General features: G+C 61.9%; 11 protein-coding genes. 6 read left to right on the top strand and 5 right to left on the bottom strand.

The window, feature by feature from the left end; all coding sequences use genetic code 11:
* Positions 1-19 precede the first annotated feature (19 nt).
* From ETW24_RS02620 to ETW24_RS02605, 4 genes are all read left to right on the top strand, one after another.
* Positions 20-1,786: a PQQ-dependent methanol/ethanol family dehydrogenase gene (locus tag ETW24_RS02620; protein WP_129369621.1), complete on the top strand. Its 1,767-nt coding sequence runs from the start codon at positions 20-22 to the stop codon at positions 1,784-1,786.
* Between the two features lie 141 nt (positions 1,787-1,927).
* Positions 1,928-2,623, top strand: coding sequence for a LuxR C-terminal-related transcriptional regulator (locus ETW24_RS02615; protein ID WP_129369620.1), 696 nt, complete (start codon positions 1,928-1,930; stop codon positions 2,621-2,623).
* A 33-nt stretch (positions 2,624-2,656) separates the two neighbouring features.
* The gene (locus ETW24_RS02610) at positions 2,657-3,826 is read left to right on the top strand and encodes an FIST N-terminal domain-containing protein (protein ID WP_129369619.1); all 1,170 of its coding nucleotides are present in this window, start codon (positions 2,657-2,659) and stop codon (positions 3,824-3,826) included.
* 3 nt (positions 3,827-3,829) lie between these two features.
* Positions 3,830-6,031: a hybrid sensor histidine kinase/response regulator gene (locus tag ETW24_RS02605; protein ID WP_129369618.1), complete on the top strand. Its 2,202-nt coding sequence runs from the start codon at positions 3,830-3,832 to the stop codon at positions 6,029-6,031.
* 17 nt (positions 6,032-6,048) lie between these two features.
* Here ETW24_RS02605 and ETW24_RS02600 read toward each other — a convergent pair whose 3' ends face one another.
* The 3 genes from ETW24_RS02600 to ETW24_RS24120 all read right to left on the bottom strand — a co-directional run bounded on the left by ETW24_RS02600 (position 6,049) and on the right by ETW24_RS24120 (position 8,556).
* Positions 6,049-6,396 carry a DUF779 domain-containing protein gene (locus tag ETW24_RS02600; protein ID WP_205877333.1) on the bottom strand — a complete coding sequence of 116 codons (348 nt, stop codon included), beginning with the start codon at positions 6,394-6,396 and terminating at the stop codon, positions 6,049-6,051.
* Positions 6,397-6,467: 71 nt separating this feature from the next.
* Positions 6,468-8,012: an aldehyde dehydrogenase gene (gene adh, locus ETW24_RS02595; protein ID WP_129369617.1), complete on the bottom strand. Its 1,545-nt coding sequence runs from the start codon at positions 8,010-8,012 to the stop codon at positions 6,468-6,470.
* A gap of 391 nt (positions 8,013-8,403) precedes the next feature.
* On the bottom strand, positions 8,404-8,556 hold the full coding sequence (locus ETW24_RS24120) for a hypothetical protein (RefSeq protein ID WP_164982673.1): 153 nt from the start codon (positions 8,554-8,556) through the stop codon (positions 8,404-8,406).
* 115 nt (positions 8,557-8,671) lie between these two features.
* On the opposite strand from ETW24_RS24120, the gene ETW24_RS25150 reads away from it, so the two are divergent.
* Positions 8,672-9,613 (top strand): hypothetical protein, encoded by a 942-nt coding sequence (locus tag ETW24_RS25150; RefSeq protein ID WP_368075939.1) that lies wholly within the window; start codon positions 8,672-8,674, stop codon positions 9,611-9,613.
* 86 nt (positions 9,614-9,699) lie between these two features.
* Here ETW24_RS25150 and ETW24_RS02585 read toward each other — a convergent pair whose 3' ends face one another.
* Positions 9,700-10,728, bottom strand: a complete 1,029-nt coding sequence (locus tag ETW24_RS02585) for an IS110 family transposase (RefSeq protein ID WP_129369616.1) — start codon at positions 10,726-10,728, stop codon at positions 9,700-9,702.
* 201 nt (positions 10,729-10,929) lie between these two features.
* On the opposite strand from ETW24_RS02585, the gene ETW24_RS02580 reads away from it, so the two are divergent.
* A complete protein-coding gene (locus tag ETW24_RS02580) occupies positions 10,930-11,562 on the top strand; it encodes a tyrosine-type recombinase/integrase (protein WP_129372821.1) in 633 nt (210 codons plus the stop codon).
* Between the two features lie 222 nt (positions 11,563-11,784).
* Here ETW24_RS02580 and ETW24_RS02575 read toward each other — a convergent pair whose 3' ends face one another.
* Entirely contained in the window at positions 11,785-12,588 is an 804-nt protein-coding gene (locus ETW24_RS02575) for an IclR family transcriptional regulator (RefSeq protein WP_129369615.1), read from the bottom strand.
* Positions 12,589-12,596 lie beyond the last annotated feature (8 nt).

Here is a 12,596-nt window from a genome sequence, read left to right as displayed (position 1 = left end):
ATGAGAGGGAGGAGCCAGAATGAACCGCTTCATCACGGCGGTCGCCGCAGGGACCATGATGGCGGGCGTCAGCCACGCCGGGGTCACCGAGGACGACCTCAAGAACGATCAGACGACCACCACGCAGGTGGTCACCAACGGGATGGGGCGGCACCTGCAGCGCTACAGCCCGCTGGACACCCTAAACAAGGACAACATCGCTAATCTGGTGCCTGCCTGGGCCTTCAGCCTCGGCGGCGAGAAGCAGCGCGGCCAGGAAACCCAGCCGCTGATCTACGACGGCATCATGTACATCACCGGCTCCTACAGCCGGGTCTATGCCATCGACATCGAGACAGGCCAGGAGATCTGGCAATATGACGCCCGTCTGCCCGAAGGCATCCTACCCTGCTGCGATGTGGTGAACCGCGGCGGCGCGATCTATGGCGACAGCTTCTATTTCGGCACGCTGGACGCCCGCATCGTGGCGCTGGACCTCAAGACCGGAGACGTGAAGTGGCGCAAGAAGGTGGCCGACTACAAGGCCGGCTATTCGATGACCGCGGCACCGCTAATCGTCAACGGGCTGGTGATCACCGGCAACTCCGGCGGCGAGTTCGGCATCGTTGGCGAGGTACAGGCACGCGACGCCGAAACCGGCGAACTGGTCTGGACCCGGCCGGTGATCGAGGGCCACATGGGCACCTTCAAGGGCGAGGAAAGCACCGTGACCGGCACCCTGAACGCCACCTGGCCGGGCGACATGTGGAAGACCGGCGGCGGCGCCACCTGGCTGGGCGGCTCCTATGATGCGGAGACAGATACGCTGGTCTTCGGCGCGGGCAACCCGGCGCCCTGGAACAGCCACCTGCGCAACGCGGGCACACCGGTTGAAGGCAACGCAGGCGACAACCTTTATGCCGCCAGCCGCATCGGCATCGACCCTTCGAACGGCGAGATCAAATGGCACTTCCAAACCACCCCGCGCGAGGGCTGGGATTATGACGGCGTCAACGAGGTGGTCGCCTACACCGACCGCAGCGGCAACAAGCGCTTTGCCACCGCCGACCGCAACGGCTTTTTCTATGTTCTGAACCGCGAGGACGGTAAATTCGTCAGCGCAACGCCCTTCGTCAAGGACATCACCTGGGCTGAGCGCATCGACGACACCGGCCGCCCGGTGTTCAACGAGGACAACCGCCCCGGCAACCCCGCGGACGCAGCCGATGGCAACAAGGGCGAGGTGATCTTTGCCTCGCCATCGTTCCTGGGCGGCAAGAACTGGATGCCGATGGCGTTCTCGCAGAACACCGGCAATTTCTATGTGCCCTCGAACGAATGGGGCATGGATATCTGGAACGAGCCGATCAGCTACAAAAAGGGCGCCGCCTATTTGGGCGCGGGCTTTACCATCAAGCCGAACTACGAGGACCATATCGGCAGCCTCAAGGCGATTGACCCCGACACCGGCACGGTCAAATGGGAGTTCAAGAACGACTCGCCGCTATGGGCCGGGGTGATGACCACTGCGGGCGGTCTGGTGTTCACCGGCACGCCCGAAGGACGCTTCATTGCCTTTGACGACGAAACCGGCGAGGAGCTTTGGTCGTTCCAGACCGGCTCCGGCATTGTCGGCCAGCCGATCACCTGGGAACAGGACGGCGAGCAATATGTCTCGGTCATTTCCGGCTGGGGCGGCGCGGTGCCGCTGTGGGGTGGCGAGGTTGCCAAGAAGGTCAACTATCTGAATCAGGGCGGCATGCTCTGGACGTTCCGCCTGCCCCGCCAGCTAGCACAAGCAGACTGATTCCGGCCGGCAGAGGGCCGCAGGCAACAAACTCAGGCGCGCCTCCTGCGGGGGCGCGCCCGCCATATGCGACTTTAGGCGTATACCGCTGCTGCAGCCGGCTTGCTAAGCTGGCAGGAAAACAACAGCTCTGGTGCAGATATGCCGAAACACACGGACACGCCGACCACCCCAGGGTTCCACGCGGCGCTGCTGGTGGATGACCACCCGCTTTTCTGCGACGCCCTGGCGATGACACTGCAGGCGGTCACCGCAATCAGCAGCATGCACACCGCGCCGGCCCTGCAGGCCGCGCTCGACATGATCGCCGACGGCATCCGCATCGACCTGGTGGTGCTGGACCTGAACCTGCCCGACGTCAACGGGCTGGACGGGCTGCTGCGGCTGCGCAAGGTGACGGACTGCCCGATCCTGGTGGTCTCCTCGATGGCCGACAACCGCATCGTCAGCTCGGTGATCCATGCCGGCGCCAACGGCTTCATTCCCAAACACAGCCAGCGCGACGTGTTCCATAAGGCGGTGGAAGCGATCAATCAGGGCAAGGTGTTCCTGCCCGAGGGCTGCGTGCTGCTCGATGACAAGGCCGGGAGCAGCGACGACGTGCTGCAGCGGCTGTCGCAGCTGACCAATCAGCAGGCCCGGATCCTGCAGCTGATCTGCGAAGGCAAGCTGAACAAGCAGATCGCCTATGAGCTGTCGATCGCCGAGACCACGGTCAAGGCCCATATCACCGCCATCATGCGCAAGCTGGGCGTGCAGAGCCGCACCCAGGCGGTGCTGGCCGCCAAGCAGGCGAGCTTTGCAAACGTCTTGCAAGACGCGCCGCCGCCCGCCTAGTCTGACGGGCGGAATTTGGGGAGGAGAAAGAGGATGGACCCTGTCGATGGCCCGTCAGGCGCGCCCGTGGCGGAGCCGCAGGTTGTCCGGTCCGGCTCGGTCGACTGCCGGGCGCCGGACGCTGTCGAACAGCTGGCCCAGGCGCTGAACCCGAACGGCCTGTCGCTGGTGGTGCTGTTCCTTTCGCCGGACACCGACGTTGACCGGCTTATCGGGGAGGCGCAGCGCCGGTTTGCCCCGGCGCAGGTCGTCGGCTGCACCACCGCGGGGGAGATTTCTGCGGGCGGCTATGTTGAAGGCGAGATCGTCGCCATCGGCTTTGCCCAGTCGCATTTCCAGACCCGCACCATCCTGATCGAGGATCTCGGCAGCTTCGATCCGCACTGCGTGATCGAGCGGATGATCAGCAACCGCAACCACATGGCACAGAACACCGTGGACTGGGTCTCGGACTTCACCTTTCTGCTGGTCGATGGGCTCTCCACCAAGGAAGACACGCTGACCTCGCAATTGTCGATCGGGCTGGGGCCCGTGGCCTTCTTCGGCGGCTCGGCAGGCGACGGCACCAACTTCGGCAGGACCTTTGTTCTGCATGGCGGCCAGGCCCATTCCAACGCCGCCATTCTGATCCAAGTCCGCAGCCGCTGCCCGATCGAGGTGTTCAAGACAGACCACCTGATCCCGTCGGAAAAGCGCATGGTGGTGACCGGGGCGGATCCGGCCCGGCGGGTGGTGCATGAAATCAATGCCGAACCGGCCGCCCGCGAATACGCCCGGGTGCTGGGCAAAGACCCGGAGCAGCTGACCGCCTTCACCTTTGCCGCCCATCCGGTCGCGGTGCAGTTCGGCGACCAGCACCACGTGCGTGCCATCCAACGCGTCGCCGACAACGACGAGCTGGTGTTCTTCTCAGCCATCGACGAGGGCGTAGTGCTGACCCTGGCCGAACCGGAGGACATGGTGACCCACCTGGAGCGCGAGATGGCCGCCCTCAGTGCCAGGCGCCGCCCCGAGATCATCCTGGCCTGCGACTGCATTCTACGGCGGCTTGAAGCGCAGCAGAAACAGGTCTCACAGGACATTTCCCGCATCCTCCGGGACAACAGGGTCGTCGGCTTTTCAACCTATGGCGAGCAGATCAACTCGATGCACGTCAACCAGACCCTGACCGGGGTGGCGATCTACCCGCCGGACGAGGGCTGAGCGATGGTGCATGAGCTGATCGACCCCCGCGACCCGCCGGAACGGCAGAACGAGAAGCTGCTGAAAATCATCGAGACCCTGATGCGCCGGGCCGAGCAGAGCTCGGAAGCCTCCGGTGAGGCCTACGCCCAGTTCCAGCGCGCGGTGATGCTGGAGGAGGAGGTGCGCCTGCGCACCCGCGAGCTGGAGCACGCGCTGGACCTGCTCAACGAGTCGAACGCCCGGCTGGCGCTGGCCAATGCCGAGACCGAGGCCGCCCGCGCCAACCTGGCCAATGCGATCGAGACGGTGCAGGAAGGCTTTGCCCTGTTTGACGCGCAGGACGTGCTGGTCATGTGCAACACCCGGTTTGGCAAGCACATGACCGATATCTACCATCTGCTGCGCCCGGGACTGAAATTTGCCGACTATGTGAACCTGGTGGCGACCAGCGCTCATCTGGCGCTGCCAGAGGGGGAGACCGCCGTCGGCTGGGAAGCTTACCGGATCGCCCGCCACAAGGACGAACATGCGGTGTTCAACGTGATGATGGCCGGCAACAGCTGGCTGCAGGTCAGCGAGCACCGCACCCCGGACGGCGGCACCGTGATCCTGCAGACCGACATCACCGACATGATGCGGCTGGAGCGGCAGGAGCGCGAGCGGCTGCTCGACGACCAGTCGCGGGTGATCAAAGCGACGCTGGAGCATCTCGACCAGGGGGTCTGCATCTTCGACGCCCAGAACCGCCTGGTCGGCTGGAACCACCGCGCCGGAGAACTCCTGTCGATGCCTGCGGGCAAATTCCAGCTGGGCATGTTTTTCGCCACCCTCTACCGCCAGGCCGCGGACAGCATCCGCCTGCTCGGCGGCACCCGGCCGGAAGAGGTCGAGGCCTGGGTGGCCAGCACCGCCAAGCGGGCGCCCCTGTCGTTCGAGATCGGGTTGGGCCGCGACCGTATCCTAGCGGTCTTTGCGCAGCAGATGCCGGACAAGGGCTTTGTGATCAGCTTTACCGATGTCACCGCCGAACGCGCCGCGGTCCGCACCATCTCCCAGGTCAACGAAACGCTGGAGCAGCGGGTGGCCGAACGGACGCTGGAGCTGGAGGACGCGCTGTCGGAGGCGGAGCGCGCCAATGCCTCCAAATCGCGGTTCGTCGCCGCCGCCAGCCACGACCTGCTGCAGCCGCTGTCCGCCGCCAAGCTCTATGTCGGCTCGCTGGAGGACGACCTGCAGGATGCGGGCTTCAGGGACCGGGCGGCCAAGGCTGGCAACGCGCTGGTCGCGGTTGAGCGGATCCTCGGCGCCCTGCTGGACATTTCCAAGCTCGACTCCGGCCTGGCGGCAATCGACCGGAGCGCCATCAGCCTGGGCGGCATGCTGGACCAACTGAAGGACGAATTGGAACCCGTCGCCCGGCTTAAGGGGCTGGAGTTCCGGGTCGTGCGCAGCGGTGCAGTGGTGGAAAGCGACGCCGCCTACCTGCGCCGCATCCTGCAGAATCTCGCCTCCAACGCGGTGCGCTACACCACCAGCGGCAAGGTGCTGATCGGGGTGCGGCAGCGCCGCGGCCGGGTGCTGCTCGAGGTCCGCGATACCGGCCCCGGCATCCCGCCGGAGCATCAGGACAGGGTGTTCCAGGAGTTTCAGCGTCTCAACGCCAAGGCCAGCCCGTCGGACGGCATGGGGTTGGGTCTCGCCATTGTCGAACGGGCCTGCCGGCTGCTGAAACATCCGCTGAACCTCACCTCGGAGGTCGGGCGCGGCACCTGCTTTTCGGTGGAGCTGCCGCTGAGCACGGCGGCGCGCCCACCGTCGCCCTTGCCCGTCCCCGGCACCGGCGCCGCGGTGCCGTTTGCGCACCGGATCGTGGTTCTGATCGAAAACGACACCGGCCTCAGGGCGGCGTTGGAGATCACGCTGGATAGCTGGGGGCTGAATGTGCTGCCCTGCGCCAGCTGCGCCGAAGCCAGCGCGCTGTTGCAGGAAATCGACATTGGCCCGGATGCGATCATCGCCGATTACCAGCTGGACGACGGGGTACTTGGCACTGATGCGATTGCCACGCTCCGGGCGCAGCACGGGCCGATCCCGGCCTGCCTGGTGACCGCCAACCGCTCTCCGGATCTGGCGGCTGCCTGCGCCGGGCTGAACGCGGCGCTCTTGCATAAGCCGATAGACACTGGCGCGCTGCGCGGCTTCCTTGGGCGCGCGCTGACCTGACCATGGTGCGGCGCGACTCAGCGCAGGCACACGTCCGAGCGGGTCAGGAACCGCTTGCCGCTGCCGTTCTCCAGCGAGAACATCCCGCCGATACCGTCAATTGCGTCGATCACCAAATTGGTGTGCTTCCAGCGTGCATGCTGATCGGCATTCATGTAAAACGGCACCCCTCCGATTTCCCCAACCAGCACATCGCTGCCGCCAATGATGTAGTCGCCCTGCTGAAAGCACATCGGCGCGGACCCGTCGCAGCAGCCGCCGGACTGGTGAAACAGCAGATCCTGCCCGAACCGCGCCTTCAGCGCGCCGATCAGATCCAGCGCCGCCTCTGTTGCCGTCACGGTCATGCCAGTAGCCCCGGTCATTGCAGTCTCCCCCGGTTGAATGAAAAAAGGAACGGCCCCGGACACCCGGAGCCGCCTGCAGCGCGATTTGCTCAGAAGAAGCCCAGCGCGTTGGGGCTGTAGCTGACCAGCAGGTTCTTGGTCTGCCGGTAGTGGTCCAGCATCATCTTGTGGTTCTCCCGGCCGATGCCCGACTGCTTGTAGCCGCCAAAGGCCGCATGGGCCGGATAGGCGTGATAGCAGTTGGTCCAGACCCGGCCCGCCTGGATGTCACGGCCAAAGCGGAAGGCGCGGTTGGTGTCGCGGGTCCACACTCCGGCGCCCAGCCCGTAAAGCGTGTCATTAGCGATCTCAAGCGCCTCGGCGTCGTCCTTGAAGGTGGTGACGGACAGCACCGGGCCAAAGATTTCCTCTTGGAAAATCCGCATCTTGTTGTGGCCCTTGAACACCGTCGGCTCGATGTAATTGCCGCCTTCAAGCCCCTCCAGGGCAGAGACATTGCCGCCGGTCAGCAGCTCGGCCCCCTCGTCCTTGCCTAGCTGCAGGTAGGACGCGATCTTCTCCTTCTGCTCGGTCGAGGCCTGGGCGCCGATCATCGTGTCCATCGACAGCGGGTTGCCTTGCTTCACCGCCTTCACTCGTTCAATCGCGCGGGCCATGAAGTCGTCGTAGATCGATTCCTGGATCAGCGCCCGGCTGGGACAGGTGCAGACCTCGCCCTGGTTCAGGGCAAACATGGTGAAACCTTCCAGGCATTTGTCGAAATAGGCGTCATCGGCGGCCATCACATCCTCAAAGAAGATGTTCGGGGACTTGCCGCCCAGCTCCAGCGTCACCGGGATCAGGTTCTGGCTGGCATACTGCATGATCAGCCGCCCGGTGGTGGTCTCGCCGGTAAAGGCGATCTTGGCGATCCGGTTCGACGAGGCCAGCGGCTTGCCCGCCTCCAGCCCGAAGCCGTTGACGATGTTCAAGACGCCCGCGGGCAGCACATCGGCAATCAGCTCCGCTAGCACCATGATCGAAGCCGGCGTCTGCTCGGCCGGTTTCAGCACCACGCAGTTACCGGCAGCCAATGCTGGCGCCAGCTTCCACACTGCCATCAGCAGCGGGAAGTTCCACGGGATGATCTGCCCGACCACGCCCAGCGGTTCCGGAATGTGATAGGCATAGGTGTCGGCGTCGATTTCGGAGATATGGCCTTCCTCGGCGCGGATGCAGCCCGCGAAATAGCGCCAGTGGTCGACACAAAGGGCGAGGTCGGCTGCAATCGACTCGCGGATCGGCTTGCCGTTGTCCAGCGTCTCTGCCGCCGCCAGCAGCTGTGTGTTCGCCTCCATGATATCGGCGATCTTCAGCAGCATGTTGGCGCGCTCGGTGGTCGAAGTCTTGCCCCAGGCCGGAAACGCCGCATGGGCCGCGTCCAGGGCTGCCTCGACATCCTCGGCGTTGGACCGGGCAATCTCGCAGATCACATCGCCGGTGATCGGGGTGGTGTTCTCGAAATACTGACCCGAGCGGGGCTCGGTGAATTCGCCGTTGATAAAGTTGCCATAGCGCTGCTTGAACGGAAAATCGACGCCCAGATGCGCCGTGTCCAGTGCCGCGTTGGCCAGCCCGTTCGTGTGGATGTTCATGCCATTCCTCCCAAGAATTGATCCAAGAAATGCAGCGGAACTGGTGGCCATGCACCTTAGATTGCAGGCACTGGGTCCGGTGCTGCCTAAAGGCTTAGACCATCGGCAAAAGCCGCGGTATTCGACCAAAGTCCCTGCCGGCCACTAAGTGGGGGAGAGGAAAGCTGTGCGCACAACCTGTTATTTCGCTACGGTTGGCGCACCTATGCAAGGTGCGGCCACCATGATTTCCGTCTAGCGTGAAAAGCCGCAAAGATGGGCTTGTGAAACCGGCAAAATGACATTTGCCGAGAGCCTGGCAAAGCGCTGTTTAGAGATGCTGGGTAAACCTTGGAGCAATCTTGAAGTGAAGAAATGACATTCCAAAGTCTTCCAATAGAATTGGATACACTTACTGCGGCAGGTACCCTTTTTCTTTGAGGTGGTCGTTCAGAAGCCGTTCGACATAAGAGGCCACTGACCGGTCATCCTCCGCCGCGGCCTTCTCTACTGCTTTCTTGGTTTCATCCGTTACACGAACAGATATCGCTGATGCTTTGGGCATGTGTTCATTTGTGTGCAGCTGACATTCAGTTGCACACATTTGCAACGGGCCGCGGGGAAAGTAGAAGCTCCCAGCCCGGCCTTAACCAAACCGATCTCGTGGAAGGAGTCCGACTATGGCTGATACTTGCCGTATCACGCGCCCGGGCGCGCTGAAAGCCCTGTGGCCCGCATCTGCCGCAGATAACAGCCCCACGTTCAACACCCAAACTTTCGACACGCTGACCAAGGCAGTGGACGAAGCCCTCGAACTGGGGCGTGGCCTGTCCCACGCGCTGTCGTGGGATCCCGCAACAACCGATTTCCAGGAAGCCGCCGAAGCGCGTTGGCAGGATTGCCTTAAACTCAGCGGCGACATCCTGACCGCTCAGCTGGCCAGCGCCGATGATTTGCCTTTGCAGCGCATGAGCAGGCTGCTGCACATCCTCATCGAATCTTCAGGGCCGGAAGAGGTTCTCAGGTTTCAGCAGCTGCTCCATGAGAACCAGGAACTTCAGCCCGGTCATGGTTTGATTGCGCGTACAGATGCTGCTGCCGCTATCCATCAGATGCCGCTGGAAGTCCTGCACATCATCGGGTGCCGCGGTCTCGGGGGATCGTCCGAGCCAGGCTGCAAACTGCTTGCAGGCCCGCAAGCGGCTGGTTTGAGAAGCCGGTCCCAGAATGCGCGCCGACATATCGGTAATCATCCGGGCGCAAAGGGGGGTCATCGGTGTGGGCTGCTGAACGGTCATGGGAAATTCCTCTGTCAACCGAGGCAAAATCACCTCGGCCGACAGCACACACCCGTCATCGAAATCCGAGAAGTAAATCCCGGTTCCGCGCAACGCCAGCCACAGGCGCCCATATCGCGGAGCAATTTAGTGCCTGGGCTCACATGTATGTACCGGCTGCTGTTCGCAAGTGATTTTTTGCATGGTCTTGGAAGTCGCTCACGTGTATCCGGCCTGTTGATCGGCACGCGGGCCGTGGCCTTGTTGGGGTTACGCACGCGCCGTGATCTCTTCAGCCGCGAGGTCATTTCTGACCGAGTGAGCCCTCAGATTTTGGGTGCGTAGTTGCTCCGTTCCAGCTTTCGATTAGTCTCGAACTCCTTCGGGCCGTGTCAGCTCAGATGCCGGCGACGACCTCATCTTTTGACGCATCAAAGGTCGTTTTTTTGTCTCAAAACACTCCAAGCCGTTCGTGCCGGCTTATTGGCCAGCGCGACTGCAAGCTTGTTGTTGTTCATCCGCTCTGCTGCTTTAGTCAGCCACTCGCCAAAGCTGTAGTCTGGCCATCTGTTTGGTCGCATCAGAATGACCTTGGCTGCTTGAACGAAGAGCATTCGCAGGTATCGGCTTCCTCGCTTGGTGATGCGCCCAAGGACCGTTCGCCCGCCCGTGCTGTGTTGACGGGGGACCAATCCCACCCAGGCCGCAAAGTCACGCCCTCGACCCAAGGCCTCTCCTGTGCCAATGGCAGCAACCATGGCCGTCGAGATCATCGGACCAATGCCAGGGATCGTCATGACGTTGACGCAATTCTCTTCGATGCGACTGATTTGTTCAATCTCTTTCGAGACGGTATCGATCCGGTCATCCAGCCAGAGCCAATCCCCAAAGAGACCAATCAGGATTGTCCGCCTGCGCGGCGATATCTCGTCCTTGCGCTCCTCCAGGATCGTCTCAAAAGAGTTCTTCAGAGCCCGCAGACCTTTGCGCACCGTGATGCCCTGTTCGATTAGAAAGGCACGGATCCGATTGATCGTCGCTGTCCGGCGCGACACCAGCCGTGACCGAACGCGGTGCAACGCTTGCAGGTCCAGCTGCTCCTGGCTCTTCTCAGGGACGGTCGGCAAGTTAGGTCTCAATGCCGCCGCTTCGGCGATCGCCTCCGCGTCGTTGTAGTCGTTCTTCTGCCCCTTGATGAAAGGCTTCACGTAGATCGCGGGAATGATCCGCGGCTCGAAGCCCATCTTGCGAAGCGTTCGGCTGACAAAATGCGCACTCAAGCACGCCTCCATGCCAACTACGCACCGGGGCAGTTTCTCAAACGCAGAAACCAGCGCCAAACGCTTGATCTGTTTGCGCATCACCAGCCGCCCGTCAGGGTCGAATGCCACGATATGGAATGTGTCTTTGCCGATATCGATGCCAATCGAAATCAGTTCATCAAATGCCTTCTTCGTCATGCTACTTCTCCTTCTCGCAGAAATAGGCAAAGCCTAACCTGCGGGGTGAAGCAGCCGGTACATCCCATCAGCCGCCGAATGCATCGGCAGAAATGGTGTTCTCGGCTGACTTTCGAGAGCATGCATTCACTCCGCTTGTACGATGACATCGTCAGCGCGGTGCTGATGTCTGGGGATGGAGGGAAGATCGGAGGGCAAATCATGCCAAGAGTCCAACTTCCCGCTGTCACTCCGAAACGAAGAGCCTGGAACAAAGGCCGGATCATTGGCCAGAAACGACTGCTCCTGCCGAAACAGGTCTGGGCGATCCGTGCGCGTCTCGAATTGGCGAAAAACTTGCGCGATCTTGCGCTGTTCAATGTAGCGATTGATAGTAAGCTTCGCGGATGCGATTTGGTCAAACTGGCCGTCACTGATCTGGTGAGGGATGATCGCGTTCGCGAAAGGGTGTCTGTGATCCAGAGCAAAACCAAGCGGCCCGTTCAGTTCGAACTCTCTGAAAACACGCGGGACACAATTGCCGCGTGGATCAAGTCGCCGGAAATGATCGGCTGCCGTTTCATGTTCCCCAGCCGGTTTCACGACCGCCCGCATATCTCAACGCGCCAATATGGCCGGCTTGTGCGGGATTGGGTGGCGGCGATCGGGCTGGAGCCCAGTGGATACGGCATCCATTCGCTGCGTAGGACCAAAGCAGCGGAGATTTACCGCAAAACCGGAAATCTAAGAGCGGTTCAACTTCTGCTCGGACATACCACGGTTGACAGCACAGTCAGATATCTTGGCGTCGAACTTGAAGATGCGCTGAGTATCGCCGAGCAAATCGACATTTGAACCACGTTGGCGGGCGGCACTTGCCGGTCGCCAATTCGAACCGGACCTACGTTCGCGCCGCAGCGGTGGTTTGAATCGAGCCCAAGCCAGGCAAATGTTGCAAAACGCACAAATGTCCTAAGCGGTCTGAGAAGCTGCCATCAAACGATGGCTCCGGGCCCTCCGCGAGGAATGGCGGCAAACCGAAACTCCGCCGGCAGAGTCTGTTACACCCGGGACGCCCTATTCATTCATCACAAGAGCGGACTGTTGGCCGGTCATCCTGCGGACCTCGGACACAGCTTCGGCAAGTGCCGGGCCAACCTCGTCAGAGATGCGTTGATCAGTAAGTTGCTTTGAGGTGGAACTTGCCAGAAAAGCCACCGGCTCACCTAAATCAGACGGACGGTATGGCACAGCAGCAGCGTTGATGGTCTCGGAAAACCGGCTTACGCCCCTCACCTGAGTGTAGCCGTCAGCCAGGATCTCATTATGCGCAGCAAGTCTTATTGCTGCGAATTCCGCCAGCAACTCTGCTGGCTCATCGCCTTGGCTTTCAAGAAAACGGGCAAATTCCTCATCGTTGAGCGCACCCAAATACGCTTTGCCGCTGGAAGAAGTATGAAGCGGCATCCGATAGCCGACATCCAGCCAGATTGCCGAGGAGTTCACTGGCCGCCAGGCCCTGGTCAGCAGCATCCGCTGGTCATCTTTGATGCTGATCGCCGTCAGCGTGCCGGTTTCATCCGCCAACCGCTGCATCACCGGCGAGGCGATCTCGACAAAGGCAAAGGAGGCAGCCGCGATATTCCCCAGTGCAAGCGCCGCCGGGCCGAGACGGTATTTGTCGTGCCGCCGTCCATGGGTCAGGTATCCAAGCGCGCACAGGGTGAAGGTCAGCCTGGACACTGTCGGGCGCGGAATGCCGGTGCGCTCTGAGATTTCGAGGTTGCCCAATCCATCATCCGTCGGCCGGAAAGCCCGCAGAATTGTAAGGCCCCGCGCCAGTGTGTTGGCAAATCTTTTGTCCGATGCGTCGGCTGGCATGGTATTCC

This window comes from Leisingera sp. NJS204, from assembly GCF_004123675.1.
Lineage (GTDB): Bacteria > Pseudomonadota > Alphaproteobacteria > Rhodobacterales > Rhodobacteraceae > Leisingera.
Note: the sequence above shows the minus strand (reverse complement) of the source record. Positions and strands in the feature narration are given on the sequence as shown.